Origin of the sequence: Bacteroides sp. D55t1_190419_B8, from assembly GCF_015558905.1 — a bacterium.
GTDB lineage: Bacteria > Bacteroidota > Bacteroidia > Bacteroidales > Bacteroidaceae > Bacteroides > Bacteroides vicugnae.
The window spans coordinates 145,424-167,238 of the sequence record NZ_JADMOU010000011.1; the positions used below are offsets into that span (position 1 = coordinate 145,424).

Annotated in this window: 22 protein-coding genes; 8 read left to right on the forward strand and 14 right to left on the reverse strand. The window is 45.5% G+C overall.

The window, feature by feature from the left end:
* Window positions 1-315: 315 nt before the first annotated feature.
* Window positions 316-2,481 carry a bifunctional alpha,alpha-trehalose-phosphate synthase (UDP-forming)/trehalose-phosphatase gene (locus tag I2I13_RS12150; protein ID WP_195649610.1) on the forward strand — a complete coding sequence of 722 codons (2,166 nt, stop codon included), beginning with the start codon at window positions 316-318 and terminating at the stop codon, window positions 2,479-2,481.
* Between the two features lie 55 nt (window positions 2,482-2,536).
* Window positions 2,537-4,309 carry a glycoside hydrolase family 15 protein gene (locus I2I13_RS12155; RefSeq protein WP_074557040.1) on the forward strand — a complete coding sequence of 591 codons (1,773 nt, stop codon included), beginning with the start codon at window positions 2,537-2,539 and terminating at the stop codon, window positions 4,307-4,309.
* Window positions 4,310-4,311: 2 nt separating this feature from the next.
* Here I2I13_RS12155 and dnaB read toward each other — a convergent pair whose 3' ends face one another.
* The gene (gene dnaB, locus I2I13_RS12160; RefSeq protein ID WP_195401577.1) at window positions 4,312-5,892 is read right to left on the reverse strand and encodes a replicative DNA helicase; all 1,581 of its coding nucleotides are present in this window, start codon (window positions 5,890-5,892) and stop codon (window positions 4,312-4,314) included.
* Between the two features lie 234 nt (window positions 5,893-6,126).
* Between dnaB and ispE the strand changes: the two genes are divergently transcribed.
* Window positions 6,127-6,951 carry a 4-(cytidine 5'-diphospho)-2-C-methyl-D-erythritol kinase gene (gene ispE, locus I2I13_RS12165; protein ID WP_195401578.1) on the forward strand — a complete coding sequence of 275 codons (825 nt, stop codon included), beginning with the start codon at window positions 6,127-6,129 and terminating at the stop codon, window positions 6,949-6,951.
* 8 nt (window positions 6,952-6,959) lie between these two features.
* On the opposite strand, the gene I2I13_RS12170 is transcribed toward ispE, so the two are convergent.
* The 12 genes from I2I13_RS12170 to I2I13_RS12225 all read right to left on the reverse strand — a co-directional run bounded on the left by I2I13_RS12170 (window position 6,960) and on the right by I2I13_RS12225 (window position 17,001).
* Window positions 6,960-7,325: a type II toxin-antitoxin system HigA family antitoxin gene (locus I2I13_RS12170; protein ID WP_049702617.1), complete on the reverse strand. Its 366-nt coding sequence runs from the start codon at window positions 7,323-7,325 to the stop codon at window positions 6,960-6,962.
* A 2-nt stretch (window positions 7,326-7,327) separates the two neighbouring features.
* Window positions 7,328-7,621 (reverse strand): type II toxin-antitoxin system HigB family toxin, encoded by a 294-nt coding sequence (locus I2I13_RS12175; protein ID WP_049702616.1) that lies wholly within the window; start codon window positions 7,619-7,621, stop codon window positions 7,328-7,330.
* Between the two features lie 326 nt (window positions 7,622-7,947).
* The gene (gene galE / locus I2I13_RS12180; protein ID WP_004325755.1) at window positions 7,948-8,982 is read right to left on the reverse strand and encodes a UDP-glucose 4-epimerase GalE; all 1,035 of its coding nucleotides are present in this window, start codon (window positions 8,980-8,982) and stop codon (window positions 7,948-7,950) included.
* A gap of 224 nt (window positions 8,983-9,206) precedes the next feature.
* On the reverse strand, window positions 9,207-9,779 hold the full coding sequence (gene rsxA / locus I2I13_RS12185) for an electron transport complex subunit RsxA (protein ID WP_004295587.1): 573 nt from the start codon (window positions 9,777-9,779) through the stop codon (window positions 9,207-9,209).
* A 22-nt stretch (window positions 9,780-9,801) separates the two neighbouring features.
* Window positions 9,802-10,386, reverse strand: coding sequence for an electron transport complex subunit RsxE (rsxE, locus tag I2I13_RS12190; RefSeq protein ID WP_004295586.1), 585 nt, complete (start codon window positions 10,384-10,386; stop codon window positions 9,802-9,804).
* 14 nt (window positions 10,387-10,400) lie between these two features.
* Window positions 10,401-11,147: an RnfABCDGE type electron transport complex subunit G gene (locus I2I13_RS12195; RefSeq protein ID WP_004309218.1), complete on the reverse strand. Its 747-nt coding sequence runs from the start codon at window positions 11,145-11,147 to the stop codon at window positions 10,401-10,403.
* Window positions 11,144-12,136 (reverse strand): RnfABCDGE type electron transport complex subunit D, encoded by a 993-nt coding sequence (locus tag I2I13_RS12200; RefSeq protein WP_074636126.1) that lies wholly within the window; start codon window positions 12,134-12,136, stop codon window positions 11,144-11,146. The genes I2I13_RS12195 and I2I13_RS12200 overlap by 4 nt, the downstream gene beginning before the upstream one ends.
* A 5-nt stretch (window positions 12,137-12,141) precedes the next feature.
* The gene (rsxC, locus tag I2I13_RS12205) at window positions 12,142-13,479 is read right to left on the reverse strand and encodes an electron transport complex subunit RsxC (protein ID WP_195649611.1); all 1,338 of its coding nucleotides are present in this window, start codon (window positions 13,477-13,479) and stop codon (window positions 12,142-12,144) included.
* A gap of 24 nt (window positions 13,480-13,503) precedes the next feature.
* Window positions 13,504-14,385: a Fe-S cluster domain-containing protein gene (locus tag I2I13_RS12210; RefSeq protein ID WP_074636129.1), complete on the reverse strand. Its 882-nt coding sequence runs from the start codon at window positions 14,383-14,385 to the stop codon at window positions 13,504-13,506.
* 7 nt (window positions 14,386-14,392) lie between these two features.
* Window positions 14,393-14,818 carry a SoxR reducing system RseC family protein gene (locus I2I13_RS12215; protein ID WP_004303573.1) on the reverse strand — a complete coding sequence of 142 codons (426 nt, stop codon included), beginning with the start codon at window positions 14,816-14,818 and terminating at the stop codon, window positions 14,393-14,395.
* Window positions 14,819-15,051: 233 nt separating this feature from the next.
* A complete protein-coding gene (locus I2I13_RS12220) occupies window positions 15,052-16,617 on the reverse strand; it encodes an ATP-binding protein (protein WP_074557060.1) in 1,566 nt (521 codons plus the stop codon).
* Between the two features lie 231 nt (window positions 16,618-16,848).
* The gene (locus I2I13_RS12225; protein ID WP_008022717.1) at window positions 16,849-17,001 is read right to left on the reverse strand and encodes a hypothetical protein; all 153 of its coding nucleotides are present in this window, start codon (window positions 16,999-17,001) and stop codon (window positions 16,849-16,851) included.
* A gap of 166 nt (window positions 17,002-17,167) precedes the next feature.
* On the opposite strand from I2I13_RS12225, the gene I2I13_RS12230 reads away from it, so the two are divergent.
* Together I2I13_RS12230 and I2I13_RS12235 are read left to right on the forward strand one after the other, a co-directional pair.
* Window positions 17,168-17,797, forward strand: coding sequence for a BT4734/BF3469 family protein (locus tag I2I13_RS12230; protein ID WP_008022718.1), 630 nt, complete (start codon window positions 17,168-17,170; stop codon window positions 17,795-17,797).
* Between the two features lie 20 nt (window positions 17,798-17,817).
* Window positions 17,818-19,692: a DUF3987 domain-containing protein gene (locus tag I2I13_RS12235; protein ID WP_195649612.1), complete on the forward strand. Its 1,875-nt coding sequence runs from the start codon at window positions 17,818-17,820 to the stop codon at window positions 19,690-19,692.
* Between the two features lie 132 nt (window positions 19,693-19,824).
* Here I2I13_RS12235 and I2I13_RS12240 read toward each other — a convergent pair whose 3' ends face one another.
* Window positions 19,825-20,043, reverse strand: a complete 219-nt coding sequence (locus I2I13_RS12240; RefSeq protein ID WP_004297475.1) for a DUF4248 domain-containing protein — start codon at window positions 20,041-20,043, stop codon at window positions 19,825-19,827.
* Between the two features lie 219 nt (window positions 20,044-20,262).
* Between I2I13_RS12240 and I2I13_RS12245 the strand changes: the two genes are divergently transcribed.
* The 3 genes from I2I13_RS12245 (at window position 20,263) to I2I13_RS12255 (ending at window position 21,467) form a co-directional block, all read left to right on the forward strand.
* The gene (locus I2I13_RS12245; RefSeq protein ID WP_004303576.1) at window positions 20,263-20,751 is read left to right on the forward strand and encodes a DNA-binding protein; all 489 of its coding nucleotides are present in this window, start codon (window positions 20,263-20,265) and stop codon (window positions 20,749-20,751) included.
* Between the two features lie 176 nt (window positions 20,752-20,927).
* On the forward strand, window positions 20,928-21,035 hold the full coding sequence (locus I2I13_RS12250; protein ID WP_004303578.1) for a smalltalk protein: 108 nt from the start codon (window positions 20,928-20,930) through the stop codon (window positions 21,033-21,035).
* A 3-nt stretch (window positions 21,036-21,038) separates the two neighbouring features.
* A complete protein-coding gene (locus tag I2I13_RS12255) occupies window positions 21,039-21,467 on the forward strand; it encodes an N-acetylmuramoyl-L-alanine amidase (RefSeq protein ID WP_195401583.1) in 429 nt (142 codons plus the stop codon).
* Window positions 21,468-21,815 lie beyond the last annotated feature (348 nt).

Here is a 21,815-nt window from a genome sequence, read left to right on the forward strand (position 1 = left end):
TTCGCAAAGTTAATAAGATTTTTCGTTTGGCGGAGAACGATTTAAGATAAAAATGTGAAGAGAGGCTAAACAACCCTTGACAAAAGGGTACAAAGAGACAGAATTTACGTAAGTGAAACAAAATTATTCCATTAAAATGTTAAATCCTCTAACACAAGTTGCGTATCCAGTCCAAAATCCTTATATTTGTTAAATCCGGTATCGGCGTAACCTTGCAAAAAGTTTGTTACCCCGGATCATCACTCGAGGAGAATCTTTCACATATTACCTCCTCATTATCATCTATTTTTATAAAACTCATCATAAAATATGCCTATGAAATTGATTATTGTATCGAACAGACTACCATTGACAGTAACCCAGAAAAATGATAAATATAAAATTACCCCGAGCGCGGGCGGATTGACTACCGGACTTCATTCACTGGAAACTAAGATGGAAAAGCATTGGGTCGGTTGGCCCGGCATACATTTTGAGAATGATATTGCCCAAATCAGAATAGAATCTCAATTCAGGAAGCATCAATTCCATCCGGTTTATCTTACTCCGGATCTCGTTGAAAACTATTACGAAGGTTACAGCAACAGCATCATCTGGCCCTCCTCTCACTATTTTTTTAGTTATGTGCAGCACAAAGATGAATATTGGGAAGCCTACAAAGAAGTGAACCAGTTGTTCTGCGAAAAAACCCTCGAAATATTCGAACCCGGCGACATCATCTGGGTGCAGGACTATCAATTAATGTTACTCCCCGGCCTGATTCGCAAAGTCATTCCCAACGCCTGTATCGGTTATTTCCATCACATTCCTTTCCCTTCCTACGAGTTATTCCGCTGCCTTCCCGAACGTTCAGAAATTCTCAAAGGACTGTTGGGTGCCGATCTCATCGCTTTCCACACTCATAGTTACATGCGTCACTTTATTAGTGCGATCTATCGTATTCTTAAACTCGACTGTGTGTTCGACGAAATTTATGTAGAAAATCGGGTCATCAATGTCGATGCTTTCCCGATGGGGATCAATTACCAACAATTCCATGACGCTATACAAGAAGTTAGTATCAAACGAAAGGCAGATAAATTTAGAGAGAACTTCGGTGCTGGAAAACTCATCTTGTCGGTAGATCGGCTCGACTATACAAAAGGCATTTTGACACGGCTACAAAGTTTCGACAAGCTATTAGCCGACTGCCCACAATATCGGGAGAAAGTGTCGTTAGCCATGATTGTCTCTCCTTCTCGAGATAGTGTTGAACGCTATGCCCATCTCAAAGAAGAAATAGACAAAGCTGTGGGTTCCATCAACGGACAATATTCCACATTGGGTTGGCGACCGGTCTATTACTTCTACCGCTCCTTCAAGTTCGAAGAACTAGCCGCTTTGTACAATATAGCCGACATTGGGCTCGTCACCTCCTATCGCGACGGGATGAATCTCGTGGCCAAGGAATACGTAGCTTCTAAGCAAGGCAAACAAGGGGTACTCATTCTCAGTGAGATGGCCGGTGCCGCCATTGAACTGCACGATGCCATCATTGTCAACCCTAACAACATCAACGAGCTAAAAGAAGCCTTTGTGGAAGCGCTCGAGATGCCCGAATCTCTTCAGGCGAAAAACCTTGAAAAGATGCAAGCCGTCATCGCTAAGCAGAATGTGGGCAAGTGGGCCAAGGACTTTGTGCAAGAGCTCTTTGAGGTGAGAGATAAGAACCTGCGTTTGCAGGCAAAGATCATCAAGGATTTTCGTTCCAACCCGGTCAAGCAGGCTTATCGCTGGGCGAAGAAGCGATTGCTTATTCTCGATTATGACGGCACGCTTTCTGCGTTCTTCAGTGATCCAGCGGCTGCATCACCTACTCCCGAGGTGCTTCAACTCTTGCGCAACCTCTCAAGTGATCCGCTGAATAAAGTGGTGATTTGTAGTGGTAGAGACCGCCAGACACTCGACGAATGGTTTGGCGATCTTCCCATTGGTTTATCGGCCGAGCATGGCACGTTCTATAAAACGAATGGAGAATGGCACAGCAAGGCCCATAATGACGAATGGGACAGCGAGATTATGGAGATCATGCAACGCACCCAGGAGAAGACACCGCACTCCAAGCTGGAGAGCAAGGAGACTGCGCTCGTTTGGCACTATCGCGACGTAGACGTGTGGTTGGCAGAGATGCGTGCCAATCAGTTGATCAATGCCTTGGTGCTTCCTTGCATGCGTTCGAACTTGCAAATCATGAAAGGCAACAAGATTGTCGAAGTGAAGCATAGCGATTGCAATAAAGGAAGTGAAGCTTCGCGCTTGATGGAAGAAGATAAATACGACTTTGTATTGGCCATCGGAGACGATACCACGGATGAAGATATGTTCAATGCCTTGCCGGCAACGGCCTTCACCATTAAGGTGGGCAAAACCTCGCAGGTGGCACGCTACAATCTTCCCGAACAGTCGCGAGTGGTTCCGTTCCTTAGTCGCCTAAATGGTTGAGCCGAACCGTTCATTATTTAATTACATCAATTTATAAACGATTCAATATAGCCTTATGAACAATTTAAATTACGGCGTTGTAGGTAATTGCCGCACGGCCGCACTCATATCAGAGGGAGGAAGCATCGACTGGTTGTGCTTTCCCTCTTTCGATTCCCCTTCTGTGTTTTCCAAACTCATTGACGATGAGCATGGAGGTAGTTTCACCCTTCTCGTTTCGGCGGACTATCGCTGCAAGCAGACCTATGTGAAAGAGACGAACATTCTTCGCACGTTATTCGAATCGGAAGAGGGAAGCTTCGAGGTTTTCGACTTCATGCCTCGCTATCGTACCATTAATTTCGGACATCATTCGCCCCCGGAGCTTTGCCGATACATTCGCCCCATTGCGGGCACACCGCGCTTCAGGGTGCAATATAATCCGGTGATGAACTACGGAAAGGAGAAGGTGAATCACCTTATCTTTAAAGACTATATCCGCAGCTTCTCGCAGGAAGATGGCAACAATAATATGTATCTCTATTCGAGCCTCGATTTCAACCAGATTCTCGAGAGTCGGGAGGTGGAGTTGGTTCAGGAGGAGTTCTTGCTACTCTCCTACTTCCAGAAGTTGGAGGTGGTAGACATCAAGCGGATGTACGTGGAATATCAGCGCACTAAGGTCTACTGGCTCGACTGGAACAGTTCTTCGCTGAAACTGAACAACTACTCTAACCTAGTGGCGCGTAGCTTGCTCACACTCAAACTCATGTGCTACGAATATTCCGGTGCCGTCTTGGCAGCGCTTACCACCAGTCTGCCCGAAACCATCGGTGAGGTACGCAACTGGGACTACCGTTTCTGCTGGATTCGCGATGCTTCCATGTCCATCGAAACCCTCTCCAAGATGGGGCATAAATACACCGCTTGCCGTTTTCTCACCTTCATCAAGCGATGTCTCCGCTCTAAGGGAGACTCCTTCCAAATCATGTATGGCATCAATGGCGAACGCAAACTCACCGAGGAGATTCTTCCGCATTTGGCGGGCTACGAAGGTTCGCTTCCGGTGCGCGTAGGCAATGCGGCCTATGATCAGAAGCAGAACGACATCTTCGGCTATTTGATGAATATCATCGATTACTATTTCCTCAATTTCCCCGGCACTGTGGGCGAGAAAGAAGAGATGTGGGAAGTGGTCCGGATCATTGTGAAAACGGTCTATGGCATCTGGCGCCTACCCGATAGGGGCATTTGGGAGATCAGGAATGAAGAGAAGCATTTCGTCTTTTCTAAGGTGATGTGCTGGGTGGCGCTCGATCGTGGAGTGAGAGTAGCTTCCTACCTCAAGCAGCCCGATTATGAGGTGGCGTGGCGAAAAGAAGCGGATAAGATAAAAGAAGATATTATGCTCAATGGATGGAACGAGGAGATTCAGAGCTTCACGCAGTCGTATGATAGCACGCATGCCGACTCTTCGCTACTACTCATGGCGCAATACGGTTTCATTGAGCCCACGGATCTGCGGTTCATCAACACTGTACACCGCATTCGGAAAGAGCTCTATCACGAAGGGTTGATGTATCGCTATCGCAATCGCGATGACTTTGGTCACCCCACTTCCGCTTTCACCATTTGCACGTTTTGGTTAATTCAAGCTCTCCATGAGATTGGAGATAAGGAAGAAGCAAAAGAGATCTTCGACGAACTCCTTTCACATGCCAATCATGTGGGGTTGTTCAGTGAAGACCTCGACTTCAAAACAAAGCGCCTACTTGGAAATTTCCCTCAGGCCTATTCCCATTTGGCGCTCATCAATACAGCCCGCATCTTTGAAGAAGATGACGATTGATTTTAGAAAGGTAATGGTCCGTCCCCAGGTCCACCGAATGGGTTGCCGCTTTGAGGCACAAAGTCCGGTTCGGGCAGTGGGGCACCGTTTCCTGTATTCCCCGCATTACCTGCATTACCTGTATTCATTTTCGATCCTAACATAGCCCCGGCAGGCTCACCCGGCATCGGGATCACCATATCGTCCTCCGGATTGGAGAAACGGGTAAATTCTCCCTTAAACCGGAGCAACACCTCGCCTACCGCACCATTACGATGCTTGGCGATTACAATTTCCGCCATACCGCGCAGGTCATTACCACGATCATCCTGAAATATCTTATAGTATTCCGGACGATGGATAAAGCACACCATATCGGCATCCTGCTCGATGGCTCCCGATTCACGAAGGTCACTCAACTGCGGTCGTTTACCGTCAATACCTTCACGACTTTCCACACCACGATTCAACTGTGACAGTGCGATAATCGGAATACTCAACTCTTTCGCCAATCCTTTCAACGAACGGGAAATGGTACTAACCTCTTCCTGACGGCTACCAAACGCCATCCCACTCGCATTCATCAACTGAAGGTAGTCAATGATGATGATTCGCACCCCATGTTCGCGTACCAAACGACGCGCTTTGGTTCGAAGTTCAAACACAGACAGAGACGGCGTATCATCCACGTAAAGCGGTGCATCCATCAGATTCTTCAGTTTATAGTCCAGTTGTTGCCATTCATAATTTGCCAACTGCCCGCTTTTGATTTTCTCGCTCGGAATCTCGCAGACATTCGCAATCAAACGGTTCACCAACTGAACGTTACTCATTTCAAGAGAGAACAACGCCACCGGGTTCCGGTAATCCACCGCAATATTCTTAGCCATTGAAAGAACGAAAGCAGTCTTACCCATAGCAGGACGGGCAGCTATAATAATAAGGTCGGAATTCTGCCAACCCGAAGTCATCTTATCAAGTTTCGTGAAACCACTCTCCAGACCACTCAAACCATCGGTTCGAGCCGCAGCTTTCTGAATTAGTTTATAGGCTTCGTCAATCACCGGATTGATCTGCGTATAATCTTTTTTCATATTCTGCTGTGAGATCTCAAAAAGCTTACCTTCCGCTTCCTGCATCAAGTCGTCCACGTCCAAGGTCTCGTCAAACGCTTTACTCTGAATATTGCTCGTGAACGTTATCAACTCACGCGCCAGCGATTTCTGTGCAATAATACGGGCATGGTATTCAATATGTGCGGATGAAGCCACCTTACTACTCAATTGAGTAATATAGAAGGGACCTCCCACCTCTTCCAAGTCTCCGCGTTTACTAAGTTGTTCCTTTACAGTCAGAATATCCACCGGTTTCTGGTTCACCGCAAGGTCGACGATAGCAGAATAAATCAACTGATGCCGGCGTTCGTAAAATGATTCGGGACGAAGAATTTCACTCACCAATGAATAAGCGTCCTTTTCAATCATTAAAGCTCCCAAAACTGCTTCTTCCAGTTCAGGCGCCTGCGGCTGAATACGACCATAATCATTTACCGGTTGTATTTTAGTAGACTTTGAATTGCGGGTATTTCTTTTCTGTTCGGCCATCGAGATATTTACTATTTTACGATTTACTATTTACTATTTTGCGACCGGACAAACTCCTTTATAACAGAGTTTTTCCAGTCGGGACGACAAAGATAGAATATAATCATGAAGAATGGATAAGGAAAAATGAAGATTTTACTAACTTTGCTCCCGAATTACATTCAACACATGATTAATTGTCATGTGCGGCACTGCAAATAGTAAATCGTAAATTGTAAAATAGTAAATAACCTTATGCTCGCTTTTCCCAATATCAAAATAAACCTGGGACTTTCCATCACGGAAAAACGCCCGGACGGATACCACAATCTGGAAACAGTTTTCTATCCGGTGGCTCTGGAAGACGCACTGGAAATCCGTACCTCCCCTAACGCTGACCGAAAATTCACTCTCCACCAACATGGAATGGAAATAGCCGGTAACCCTGAAGACAATCTGGTAGTAAAAGCCTATTTATTGATGGATAAGGAATTTCATCTCCCTCCTATCGAAATCCACTTATACAAGCACATCCCTTCAGGAGCCGGACTGGGAGGAGGATCATCGGATGCCGCTTTCATGCTAAAGTTGCTCAACGATCATTATCAGCTGGGAGTATCCGAAGAACAATTGGAAGTATACGCTGCCACTTTGGGAGCAGACTGCGCTTTCTTTATCAAAAACAGACCGATATTTGCCGAGGGAATTGGAAACATCTTCTCCCCGGTCGAACTTTCATTAAACGGCTACCAAATCATGATTATAAAACCGAATGTTTTTGTTTCCACCCGGGAAGCCTTTTCAAACATTCATCCCCATCGTCCGAAATATCCGGTTAGGGAGGCAATCCAGCGTCCTGTACAAGAATGGAAGGATACGTTAATCAATGATTTCGAAGCAAGTGTATTCCCGCAACATCCCGTCATTGGAGAAATCAAAGAAGAACTCTATCATCAAGGAGCAATCTACGCATCCATGAGCGGCTCCGGCTCATCCGTATTCGGGCTGTTTGCTCCCGGATTCGTCTTACCGGAAATTGATTGGGGAACTGACATGTTCTGCTTCAAAGGCACATTATAAGAATAACCTTATATCCCCAGTATTATATTAGCGTCAATATTCAGTTTCCGGCTCATTTCACGAGCTACTTTCAATGTAGGCTCACATCTTCCTGTAAGATAATCACTAACACGAGAAGGACTTACGCCAAGCAGTTCCGACAACTTAGCTTGGTTTATTCCCATCTCGTACATTCGTAGTTTCATGACATCAACCAAAGATGGAGACTTGATAGGATAATGTTCTTTTTCATACTCCTCTACAAGTCCTGACAATAAATCTAATTCTATAAGATTTCTGTCCGTCAAAGGAGTATCATCATCTACCAATGGAAGAAGTTCTTCTATTCTTTCCATTGCAGCCATATAAGCTATTTCATTTTGAATCTTTGCCATAACTATGCATTTTTAACATCTAACTTATCATAATCAGCATGAGTACCAATAAAGCGAATTAGCACTGTTTTTATAGTGAACTTAATAACAACTACTAACCGATAATTGTTACCTCTAATATTAAACACATAATGTTGGTTACCTACGTTATCAACACTATTGAATGTTTTTTTCATGTCAGCAAAGCAAGTCCATTCCGCTCTTTTTGTTTTATGATACCACTCTTCAAGTGCTACTTCAGCATCCGGATTATCAGTATAATAATCTATTATTTTACTCCTGGCTATTATTCTCATGTACTTTAGTTTATGCAAATGTAGCTATTTGGTTTTGAAATACAAAACATTCTATTATTTTTCAACAAAAAGCACTTGAAATATTCACCAAGCATAAACACAAAAAACGGTACCACGACTCACGTCGTAGTACCGTCACAACACAAACACAAAATAAAACACGACAAAACTACTATGCAATCTTTCCTGTCTATGCCGGGGAGGCATAAGTACTATCTACGTATATTCACATACTCATAAACAGCTTCAGGTCGATTAGCATCAATTAAACAAATCGCATGCACGATTTGTTTAAACTTTTATGTTATTTAAAACAAGTTTCTCTTTTATTGAATCCCTCTTTCACGGAGTTTCAGCTGCCAGTTCCATGCAGAGCGTAAAGTATCTTCTAAAGTTTCTACGGCTTTCCAACCCAGCTCTTTATTAGCAAAATCCGGGTTAGCCCAAACTTTTTCAATGTCACCTGCACGACGTCCGACAATCTGATAATTCAATTTTACGCCAGTGGCTTTTTCAAAGCCATTTATTAATTCCAATACAGAAACACCACGTCCTGTACCAATATTAAATACTTCTACTTTTTCTTTTTGTGTCTTTTCCAAGATACGACGGATAGCAATCACGTGTGCTTTAGCCAAGTCAACGACATTGATAAAGTCACGGATACAAGAACCGTCCGGTGTATCATAATCGTCACCAAACACGCTAAGTTTCTCACGGATACCGATGGCTGTCTGGGTCAGATATGGAATCAGGTTTTGAGGAACCCCGTTAGGCAGTTCACCCAGCAATGCAGTAGGATGCGCGCCAATCGGGTTGAAATAGCGCAACATGATCGCATTGATCGGAGCACCTGAAGCTACCGTATCACGAATAATCTCTTCATTGATCTGTTTGGTATTTCCATAAGGTGATTCCGCTTTCTTGATCGGAGCCTTTTCCGTTACCGGCAGCTCGTCCGGCTGACCGTATACTGTACAAGAAGAAGAGAACACAATACCTTCTACTCCATGTTTTGGCATCAGTTCGAGAAGGTTAATCAAAGAAACCAGGTTATTACGGTAGTAAAGCAACGGTTTTTGTACCGACTCTCCTACTGCTTTGCTAGCTGCAAAGTGAATGATTGCCTTAATTCCTTTATATTTTGCAAATACTGCATCCAAACCGGCAAAGTCCAAACAGTCCAGCTTTTCAAAAACTGGGCGAATACCGGAAACTTTCTCTATATTGTCAACAACGTCGGCACTTGAATTTGATAAATTATCGATGATGATTACTTCATATCCACTGTTTTGTAGTTCTACAACAGTATGAGACCCGATGTATCCTGTCCCGCCTGTTACTAAAATTCTTTCTTTCATATACTTTATAAAAAATGGTTAGTTTCTCGGCTTATTATTGTTTGAGTTACAAATATATGGAAATAAAATGGAATTGCAATAATCTGCCACAAATTTATTTGCTGAAAAATAATTAAGGTACGATTTGGTAGCATTTAGGTATAAAAAAGAATTGGAAACTCTAACCTGTATGTCGCCACACAGCAGAGCTTCCAATCCCCTATTTAATTATCAACTGTAAATCCTTACACCACGCCGGAGAATCCCATGAATGCCATAGCAAGCAAACCGGCGGTAATCAAAGCAATCGGAGTTCCTTGCATTCCTTTCGGAATTTTCACAAGGCTCATCTGTTCGCGCAATCCGGCAAAAAGCACCAGTGCCAGACCGAAGCCGATAGCTGTAGAAAACGCGTACACAACACCTGTCAGCAGGTCATAGTCTTTCTGAATCACCAGGATAGCGACACCAAGAATACAACAGTTCGTTGTAATCAGCGGCAAGAACACACCCAACGCCTGATACAGGGCCGGAGACACCTTTTTCAGGATGATTTCCACCATCTGCACCAATCCGGCAATCACCAGGATGAATGTAATCGTCTGCAAGTATCCCAGTCCGAAAACATCCAGTACAAATTTCTGAATCAGGAAAGTGACGATGGTAGCGATGGTCAACACGAAAGCAACCGCAGCGCTCATACCCATCGCAGTTTCCACCTTCTTGGATACGCCCAGGAACGGACAGATACCCAGGAACTGCGACAACACGATGTTGTTTACAAAGATTGCCGAAATAAATATCAATATATATTCCATATTCTTTTCTTATTTAATTGAATTAGGCTTTCTTGAAACTGTTAATCAACGCAATGAGGTATCCCAAAGCGATGAAAGCGCCCGGAGCCAATACAAACACCAACATTCCATATTCTTCCGGCATGATGGTCAAATCGAAGATTTTACCGGTTCCCAAAAACTCGCGGACAGCACCCAGCAAGGTTAGGGCGATGGTAAAGCCAAGCCCCATACCGATACCGTCGAACATAGAAGCAACTGCGTTATTCTTGGCAGCGAAGGCTTCGGCACGTCCCAGTACAATACAGTTCACTACAATCAACGGAATGAAAAGACCGAGTGTAGCATACAGTCCCGGCACGTAAGCCTGCATCACCATTTGAAGCAAGGTCACGAAGGATGCGATCACCACAATAAACGATGGGATACGCACCATGTCCGGAATCAGGTTCTTTATTAAAGAGATCACCACATTCGAGCAGATCAATACGAACATGGTAGCCAGTCCCATACCCATACCATTGATAGCCGATGATGTAGTACCCAATGTAGGACACATACCGAGCAGGAGTACAAACGTAGGATTCTCTTTGATAATCCCGTTCATCATTACTTTAAAGTTATTCATATCTGTCTCCTTTCTTATTTAGCACTGACTGAATCAGTTAGTTCAACTTTGATCGTAGCTCCCGTAGCAGCGTCAGCAGCATCTGCGTCCGCGCCTTTCGCTTTTTGAGAAGCACCGGTTACACCATTCACTTCCCCGCCTTCGGCCTTATAGGCTTGATAAGCAGCATTCACGGCATTCAAGAAAGCGCGTGAAGTAATGGTAGAAGCTGTGATGGCATCCACTGCTCCCCCATCTTTGCTGACGGTCAACGGAGCTTCACCCGGATTCATACCCAAAATAGATTTCGTACTCTCTTCGTGAGATACTGCCTTTTCTCCTTTCGCAGGATCATACGCTCCGAACCATTTGTCGGCTTTAGAGCCCAATCCCGGAGTTTCCGTGTGAGCCAACAGAGAGTAGTTATAGATTTTTCCTTCGGCATTAAAGCCTACCAGCACTTTCAGTTCACCGCCAAATCCCATTGATTTAGCTTCGACAGCGGTTCCTACAAGTTCTTCACCGTTCTTAGCCGGATAAACGATAAAGTCAACATTCTTCTTTCCGTCTTTCTCGCTGAAGATCGTATCGCTTTCCGCTACCGGATTATTGGTAAATTCGGGAAGAACCTTTTTCAAGGCCTCGTTCAGTGTCTTCGCGTTCGCTTCGGCAATGGGGCCTTTTGTCAGTTCATTTACATAAGCCAGCAACGCAACGGAAATAGCAGTCACTCCCGTAAGTACCAGCAACATATTCTTTAAAGATGATTCTAACTTTTTCATTTCTTCTTCGCTACCTCCCCAAAGCGTTTTGGTTTACAATAGGTGTTAATCAGCGGAGTGAACGCATTCATAATCAGGATGGCGAACGACATACCTTCGGGATAGGCGCCGAACAGACGGATAACTACCGTCAGCAGACCTATACATACACCATAGATCAGCATCCCTTTCTTACTCATCGGAGAAGTCACATAGTCGGTTGCCATAAAGACAGCACCCAGCATCAGACCACCGGAAAGCAACTGCAATACCGGAGAAACGTATTTTTCCGGATCTGCCAGGTGCATGATGCCTGCAAAGACAAACACAGTAGCCAGGATAGACACTGGAATATGCCAGGTGATGATTTTCTTCCAGAGCATATAAACGAGTCCGATCAGTAGAGCCAGCGCACTCACTTCACCCAAGCATCCGCCATTCTGTCCGATCAACAAGGTCAATGCGTCCGGAATCTGGCTTAAAGCGGCAGTGTCACCGTAAATGGCTTGCTTCATCAAGGCCAGCGGAGTGGCACCGGTGGTAGCATCCGTATAAGCGGTCAACTGTCCGACTACCGGCCAGCTGGTCATCTGCACCGGGAAAGAAAGCAGCAGGAATACGCGGCCTGCCAATGCCGGGTTGAAAGGATTGCAGCCTAATCCGCCGAAAGACATCTTACCTACACCGATAGCAAACAGTGCACCGAGGATGATAATCCAGACAGGCAGGTTAGACGGTAAATTAAATGCCAGCAACACACCTGTGATGATGGCAGAGCCGTCGCAGATGGTGGTGGTCGGTTTCTTCATTAAATATTTTCCGATCGCCCATTCGAAGAACAAACAAGCCGCAACGGAAGTAGCCGTGACAATCAGGGCACCCAGTCCGAAGAAATAGAGAGACACCAGAAAAGCCGGAATCAGTGCGATCAGCACGCCATACATATTTTTCTGTACGCTGTCTCCGCCATGGACGTGGGGTGATAGTGATACGATTAATTTATTTTCCATATTCGTTATTTTTTAGCTTGACGTGCACGAATCATAGCTCCCACTTTGCCTTTACCCAGACGACAATAGTCGAGCAGCGGACGGTTGGCAGGACAAGTGAACTGGCAAGAGCCGCACTCAATACAATCCATGATTCTTTCTTTTTCCATTGTTTCAAAATCTCCGTTTTCAGACAAGGCTCCGAGCAAGTACGGTTCCAGTCCCATCGGACAGGCACTCACGCACTTCGCGCAACGGATGCAGGTTTGAGCTTCACCACGTTTGGCTTCCTTCCGGTTCATAATCAGGATGCCGGAACTGCCCTTCGCAGTAGGAACCTCGATATTTACCAACGCCTTACCCATCATCGGACCGCCACCAATCACCTTACCCGTATCTTCGGGCAGACCACCGCAAGCGTCAATCAACTGTTTCATCGGTGTACCGATACGAGCCAGGAAGTTGGACGGCTTCGCAACCGACTTTCCCGTCACGGTAATCACCCGTTCAAACAACGGTTTATTCTTCTGCACAGCTTCATAAACGGCAAACGCCGTTCCCACGTTCTGCACGACTGCTCCCGTAGAGATAGGCAACGCACCGCTCGCCACCTGACGTTTGGTGATCGCATCGATCAGCTGCTTTTCACCTCCTTGCGGATATTTCACCTTCAAGGGAACGACTTCGATGCCTGCATAGCTGGAAGCTACTTTAGCCATCAGTTCGATAGCATCGGGCTTATTATTTTCGATTCCGATAAATGCCTTGTTCACTTTCACCGCTTTCATCAGGATAGAAACGCCTACCATGATTTCTTCCGCGTGTTCCAGCATCAGCTGATGGTCGGCAGTCAAATAAGGTTCACATTCTACGGCATTGATAATCACACATTCAGCTTTAAAAGAAGGAGGAGGACAAAGTTTCACCTGTGTAGGGAAACAAGCACCGCCCAGACCAACGATTCCGGCATCGGCAATTTTCTTCACGATCTCTTCTGCGGAAAGCTCACATTCCTTCACCAGTGTGGCGCTACGGTCGATTGTTTCTTCCCATTCGTCGCCTTCCACATCGATAAAGATAGCAGGTTTCGCATAACCGCTGGCATCGACAATAGTATCAATCTTCGCCACTTTACCACTGACCGAAGAGTGAATTGCCGCCGAAACAAAGCCGGCAGGTTCAGCAATCTTAGTGCCTACCTTTACCACATCCCCTTTCGCTACAACCGGTTTTGCAGGCGCACCAATGTGCTGCCCCAGCAAAATAACAGCCTTTGCAGGAACTTCCGCTGTGATAATAGGTTGATGTGCCGACAATTTATTTTCGTGTGGATGAACTCCACCAATTGAAAATGTCTTTAACATACAGTTCTGTATTTTATTCTGTTATTATTCTGTTACTTTCGGAGCTTCTGTAGCCTTCGGAGCAGCCGGAGCTTCTTCTTTCGGTTTCCGCGGCGGGAAATTCAACTCGATAATGGTATTCTGCGGACAGACTTCCACACATTTCCGGCAAGATTTGCACTTGTGCGGATCGATGTAAGCCAAGTTGTTCTCCAACGTGATAGCTTCGAACGGACAAGTCTTCACGCATTTGCCACAGCCGATACAACTCACCGTACAAGCCTTGCGTGCCACAGCTCCCTTGTCTTTATTCACACAAGAGATATACACACGGCGTGATTTCTTTCCTTGCGGACGGATTTCGATGATCGCCTTCGGACAAGCCTTCACACAGGCACCGCAAGCGGTACATTTCGCTTCATCCACTTCCGGAAGTCCTGTTTCAGGATTCATGTGGATGGCATCGAACTGGCAGGCAGCCACACAGTCACCACACCCCAGACATCCGTAACTACAACCCGTTTCCCCACCATAGAGCGAAGCGGCAATAGCGCAACTCTTCGCACCGTCGTACTGATTAATACGCGGACGATTCATACACGTTCCGTTACATCTTACCACTGCTACCATCGGTTCAGCTTCTCCGGCTGCAAGTCCGAGGATATCAGCAATTTGTGCCATGACAGGCTGTCCGCCTACGGGGCAGAATTTACCATCCAGCGAACCGGCTTTGACGCAAGCGTCGGCAAAGCCGCTACAACCGGGATAGCCACATCCACCACAATTAGCCTGGGGAAGCACTTCTCCCACCTGGGCAATCCGCGGGTCTTCATACACGGCAAATTTCTTGGAAGCCACATAAAGAATAGCGGCCAGCACGAGCGCTATAGCTCCCAATGAAATCACTGCAATCAGAATCAAATTCATAATGTTTTTAGTTATTTATTGGTTTTATAGTAAATGAAAATTGTTGTTTGAGTCGCGTTTTGTTAAGCCATAAAACGAAATAATAAGGTATAAGGACAGCCAGAGAAAGAAGAGCCGCATACAGTTCATTCTCTATCAATGCCATCAAAAGAAACAACGAAAATATAAGAAGTACGAAAGGAAGTACGAAAGCCAACACTACCGCCATCATGCCCATCGACGTTTCGCCGACCACCATCACCTTCTCTCCCACCTGATAGGAAGAAGCTGCGGTATCTATGATATCTATGATTTTGTCCTTACTATCCGCCGAGGAACAATGCCCCTTTGCGCTACATGCCGCACAAGCCGATGTCTGGACAATCCTCACCGACAGATGAGAACCCTGTATGTTTTCCACAATACCTAGATGCTTTATAGTATTATTCGTCATTTTGCAAACTCCGCATTACAAATCGCGGCAAATTTAATCATTATTTGTGAACTACGAAGCATTCTCTCTTATTTTTTATACATAATAAATTGTTATTTTTTGTGTTTTCGTTATCGCACACGGGAAAGATATGGCTACTATTTGATATATTATACTAAAAAAGCAGGCGGGAAAATGTTTCCCGCCTGCCAATAAATCAAACTGCTAGTATAAAAAATGCATTCGTTACATCATTATTTAATTGAAATCTCCCAATCTGCAATCGTCCGGGTCTCCGCACTGAAATTTATCGCAACCTTCACCACAGGAAGCCCGCAGAGAGCAAAACGATCAGAATATTGCTGCAAGTCAATTTGCTTCATGGCAGCCTCCGCGCTTTGATTCAGTTTTAGTTCTACCAGATAGAGAGTAGTCCGGGTGCGAAGCACCATGTCCACACGTCCTTTCAGCGTGTGCACCTCCACATCGGTATAAATGCCCAGCAATGAGAATATCACATATAGCATCTGCTGGTAATGTCCCTCATAATCCGTGTTGTCGCAATAAGGCACAGTGGAAAGAAAAGCCTGAAGCAGCTTCAAAGCCTCGTCCATATCTCCCCGCACAATGTTACGCGCTAAGTTACGCACCACACTATTCACCTCATGACTGTCACTCGTCACATAAGAGGGAATCAGGCTTTTCATCAGACCGACACGCACCTCTTTGTTTGGAATATCAAGCATATACGCGTCAAATTCCAAATCCGCACCCTTTATCGTAAGGTAACCGGCCTGATAAAGCAACGGCATATAATTAGTCGCCAACTCCAAAGGCACGTTAAAATCACTGGGAGACGCTTCCTCGCCACCAATTTCTGATGGCAACACAGCATATTTACGCAGCATCTCTATGATATAAGTGGGCGTGCCACTCTCAAACCAATAAGAGCCGATCTCTCCCAAAGCCATCGCCTTCAGCAAACTGAAAGGATTGAAAACGTCGGGCGACGGCCACGAAAAATGATAACCGTCATAATTTTCCTTCAGTTTGTCCAACATCTCCTCTGCAGTAATTCCCAACCGGGTAGCCAGATGCTTTACATCGGGAGCCATTTGAGTACGGAGTTCTTCAGCAGTGATACCGCAAATGGCAGCATAATCAGGCAGCATACTCACATTGGTGATATTATTAAGTTCACTGAACACGCTAAGTTGCGAAAACTTGGTTATACCCGTAAGAAAGACAAAGCGTAAATAAGGATCACACGCCTTCAACGGACTGTAAAAATTGCGCATCACATTACGCAACTGCGGCAGATTTTTCTCCTCATGAACCACATCGAGCAGAGGAGCGTCATATTCGTCTATCAAGACAACCACTTTTTTACCGGTCTGCTTATAAGCACGTTTTATAAGTCCCTCCAGACGCTGATTCACATACAGTTCCTCTTCTACACGTCCATAAATCTCCTCGTATGCCATGAGTTTCAATTCCAGTTCCGCGTTCAGTTGCTCCCTGTCCACATGTTTAGCGGTACTCATGTCGAAGTGCAACACCGGGTGTTGTATCCATTCCTTCTCCAATGTCTCCATGGCCAGTCCCTCAAACAAATCCTTCCGTCCCTCGAAATAACAGTGAATGGTACTGGTAAGCAATGATTTTCCGAAACGTCGGGGACGGCTTAGAAACAGATAGCTGGAAGCCGAATGCGTCATCCGGTACACATATTCCGTCTTGTCAATATAGAGAAAATTCCCCTCACGTATCTTAAAGAAAGTCTGTATCCCGATAGGATATAATCTTTGCAAATCTTCCATATCAATCTTATTTTTCACAAAGCTACAAAAAAATTCATTCATAAAGACCGCAGGCGGGAAACTTTTTCCCGCCTGCAGCTTTTACTTTATCTGTTTTTCACCGTTCTCCTCTCTCCTCCTCTTTTCTTCTCCTGTATCGAAAATACATTCTCCTCCATTCATCCCAGATAACCCCGGCTTCCTCTTCATTGAAGGCATCCAGACAGCACTCCACCACTTTTACGTAATCACTCAATGGGCGTTTTGCCCCTTTTTTAAATCATTAAAAGTAGAGTGGCCGATGTGTACGCTCTTGCATATTTCGTCATTTTTCAAATCCGCACGCTTTTGCAACTCTCCTATGTAAACTCCTAAAGCTACATAAAAACCTTTTTCATTTTCCATTCTTTTTTATTGTTAAAATTAAACCGTAACGGTTAATTATTTTCACTTTCATCCCAACATGTCGGGACGATGTCTATTTTGCATTTACTAATTTTACGCCGTGTTTTGAAACACACCCATATTTTTTGCAAAAATAAATATTTTAACTTGAAATAAAAAGAAAATGATGTCAAACAACTACAGAATGTCCTATTTCATGCCACCTATCGCTCCTATCAAAGACAAACAAGGCCGACTGATGACTCCTCCCACACTTATCCCCTTCTGCGAAGTCTCCATCGAACAAGTTTTCCAAATGATTACTTGCAACGAGAATCTCAAAGCCCTGACCGAACAAGTACGCAACTCCGAAGATATACGAACCGCCAAAGCGTCATTACTACCGTATGTGACCCCCTGCGGCACATTCACCCGCCGTAGCAGTAAGGATTTCGTCTCCCCGTCTCACCTGGTGATAGTAGATGTGGACGGTCTCCACTCTTATCAGGAAGCAATGGAAATGCGACGTATGCTCTATGACGATCCTCTCCTACAACCTGTACTCACCTTTGTCAGCCCCAGCGGACTAGGTGTAAAGGCATTTGTTCCTTGCCATTATTCCCCCACGACAGATGATGCCAGAAATATCACAGACAACATGAGTTGGGCGATGCGGTACGTAGAGACGGCATACAATACGATAACAGCAGTTTCTTCCGAAACGAAATCCAAAGTAGATTTCTCCGGCAAAGACCTCGTGAGATCCTGTTTCCTTAGTTACGACCCGGAAGCATTGTTCAGAACCACCAACGAATAAATCAAAAATCATAAATCCAAATGACTGATATTGAATCTTTATGCCGTCTCACCGAAGCAGTCGAAACGGCAGGAGCAGACATTGCTCCCACTTATCTTGAATACGTACAATTGTCATTCGCCATCGCAACGGATTGCGGTGAAGCAGGACGTGAGTTTTTTCACCGCCTATGCCGGGTCTCTCCCAAGTATCAGCGCGAACATGCCGAACGGGTATTCTCCAACGCACTCCACACCCAACGTGGAGAAGTGCACCTGGGCACCGCTTTCCATCTTGCCGAAGCGACAGGAGTCGCCATCAGCTATGTGGAGACAGTGGGGACAGTGAGGACAGCCCCTCAAACTCTCACACAGGCACGCGCGCATAATAAGGTGGCAAATGAGGAAACAGACGAAGAAACGATCACGGAAGAAAAAGAAGAACAACTGCTATCCGGTAGCGATCCGCAACACCCGCTCCCCACTCTGCCGGAAGCAAACTGGCCGAAACTCCTGCAGCGTATCATCAAAGTTGCGAAAAATGAGATTCAACGCGACATCATGCTGATGGGAGCATTCACCGCACTGGGAGCTTGCATGTCGCGCCACGTGCGATGCCTCTATGGCGGCAAATACTATTATCCCAGCCTCCAATGTTTCATCGTGGCGCCCTCTGCTTCCGGCAAAGGCATCCTCTCCTACCTCCGCCTGCTCGTGCAACCCATCCATGACGAGATTCGCGCGAAAGTGGCGGCGCAAATGAAGATCTATAAAAAAGAAAAAGCCGAATACGACGCGATGGGAAAAGAGCGGTCGAAAATGGAAGTCCCGCAAATGCCCCCTAACAAAATGTTCTTGATTTCGGGCAACAACACCGGCACAGGCATCCTACAAAACATTATGGACTCCGAAGGTACAGGACTTATCTTCGAGTCGGAAGCCGACACACTGTCCACCGCCATCGGATCGGAGCACGGCCATTGGAGCGACACGCTGCGCAAAGCGTTCGACCACGACTTTTTGTCCTACAACCGTCGCGGTAACCAAGAATATCGGGAAACAAAAAAAGTCTGCCTTTCGCTCCTGATGTCGGGCACCCCACTTCAGGTGAAAGCTTTCATCCCGACAACAGAAGACGGAGGATCCTCCCGCCAGTTGTACTACTACATGTACGGAATCGACAAATGGGTCAGCCAGTTTGTAGACGACGAAACAGACTGGGAAGAGGTATTCAACGCTCTGGGACTGGAATGGAAAAATCAACTGGACATGATAAAGAAGAATGGTATCCACACGCTGCAGCTCACGAACGAGCAGAAAAACGAAATTGACGCCGTCTTTTCGGAGTTGTTCGATCGTTCGAGCATAGCCAACGACAGAGAAATGTATAGCTTTGTGGCGCGTATGGCTATCAATTTGTGCAGGATCATGTCGGAAGTAGCCGTGTTGCGCGCGCTCGAACACCCGAATCCCTACAGCCTCCAAATTTCCTCCTCCTCCCCCTTCACACCCGACAAGTCTATTCCTTCGGACAACCGCAAGGACGGCATCGTCACCCGCTGGAACGTATCCATCTCGGCGGAAGACTTCCACGCCGTATTAAATTTGGCGGAACCTCTCTACTGTCACGCCATGCATATCCTGTCATTCCTCCCCAACACGGAAGTCAGCCACCGGCCCAATGCCGACCGGGATTTCCTCTTCCAGCAACTGGGTAAGGAATTTACCCGCACGGAGTTGCTGGAAAAAGCAACAGCTCTGGGTATCAACAAAAGCACCGCCATCACCTGGCTGAAACGTCTCACCCGACAAGGCAAGCTAATCAGTGTAGACGGCAAAGGAAGTTACGCGCGTGCGTGTGTGTGTATGAGTGAAACAGGGAAAGTGTCCCCACTGTCCCCGCCTTACTTACTGTAATCGTTTGGACTGGTACACTCATTTTGATTACCGCATCCGTTTTTACTGTATAAAGCATCGCTTTAGAAGGTGTAAAGCTAAGCTTTAGACATCGTAAAGCGGTGCTTTAGACACCATAAAGCGACGCTTTATTTAAGGCTCTCCTAAAGCATCCACAATGACTCTCACCTCCAACGGTGTGAATGAGCGTCGCTTTGATTCGTAGCCTAAGTCGTACAGGCGTTGCAGAAGTCCGGGACACAAAGAGATCCATTTCTTCATTTTTCGATAGGCAGCAATATCGGTAAGTTCCGGAGAATAGAGTTGCGCCAGCTCCATGCGCCCGTAGGCACGTATTTTGAATTCGTTCATAATGGATAAATTTCTGATTTACAGTTACAAAAATAGCAAAATATTTCTACATAGCCAACGCCTTTTCATTGAATAATCGATCATAATTGCACACAACCGACAACAATCGTACGCAACTGTGTACTATTGATTTTCCAGAGTTTGAGGGTGGTATCTTTGTATCGTCGAAAGGGAAAAGAATCCCCGGACAATCTGTTTAACCCTTTAATTTATTGTTTTATGATTCGTTACAAAATTTATCAGAACCAGCAGAAGAAAGGTTTGAATGCGGGTAAGTGGTTCGCCCGTGCAGTAAGCGATGAGACGTTTGATTTGGCTAAGCTTGCCGAACATATGTCGAAGCACAATTCACCATATTCCGGTGGGGTCATCAAAGGTGTGCTTTCGGATATGGTAGATTGCATCAAGGAATTGTTGCTGGACGGCAAATGTGTGAAAATTGATGATCTTGCCATTTTCGGTGTGGGTATTCGTAGTAAGGCAGCCGATACGCTGGAAGAGTTCTCGTTGGAAAAGAATATTAGCGGTATGCGTCTGAAAGCTCGTGCTACCGGTAATCTGTCGACCAATAATCTGAAACTCGACAGTCAGTTGAAGCAGCAGGCGGAATATCAGAAACCGACAACTGCCGGAGGAGGTTCTGATTCGGGTGATAACCCTGATCCAAAACCGGATGGTGGCGGCGAAGCGCCTGACCCGGCTGCCTAAAAGGTTCACCACAGAGGACACGGATTTTCACAGATTATATTGAATTGGTAGTTACTTGAGTAGTCGATTATTTATCTGTGTGAGTCTGTGTAGATCTGTGGTAAATCTATGACAAATCTACGGTAAATCTGTGGTAAAAGAAAACTATTATTAATTTATTTAAAACCTGTTATTGTATGAGTAAATCATCATCTCCCCGCTCTGTATGGAGCTTAGTCCTCAAAATCGTTATCACTGTAGCCACCGCCATCGGAGGTGTGTTCGGAATACAAAGTTGCATGTAACCCATGCGGACTATTACATTAATTATCATTCATTGCAGTGCCACGCCGGAAGGAAAGTCCCTTTCGGCGGAGGCTTGCCGACAGGATCATATCTTGCACCGTGGTTTCCGTGATATTGGCTATCATTTCTACATCACTCGCGATGGGGAGATCCACCGGGGACGTGCGTTAGAAAAGGTCGGGGCACACTGCCGTAATCATAATGCCCATTCGGTTGGTGTTTGTTATGAGGGAGGACTGGATGCGAACGGGAAACCGAAAGATACGCGTACATTGGAGCAAAAAGGAGCTTTGCTTGCTTTGTTGAGGGAGTTGAAAAGACAGTTTCCGAAAGCGTTGATTGTGGGACACCGGGACTTGAATCCAATGAAAGGATGTCCGTGCTTTGATGCGGTGAAAGAGTATTCTCAAGTAATTTCTTATCAAAAGTAGCTCCTTTTAGATTTTCACCACAGCCTTATTATATAAAAAATATCAACGATCTTCACAGACAGTTGGTATTTTTGGAAATCATATAAGTGTTAACACTTATATGAAGAGCGAGATTAGGACAATACCACTGTATTGCTCCTAATCTACTAAATGTAGGGATTCATGTTTGTCACATGAATCTAGGGACCTACATTTTTCCATCTCATTGTAAATGTTCGTTAGCGTCCAATTTTGACGTGTACCCCAAGGAAAGCCGCCACAAGGCGGTTCCCTCATAAATAACGTCAAAAAAGATACTGATTTTTAATATTTGTTATTACTCCAGTCCGATTGTCAAGGGTAACAAAT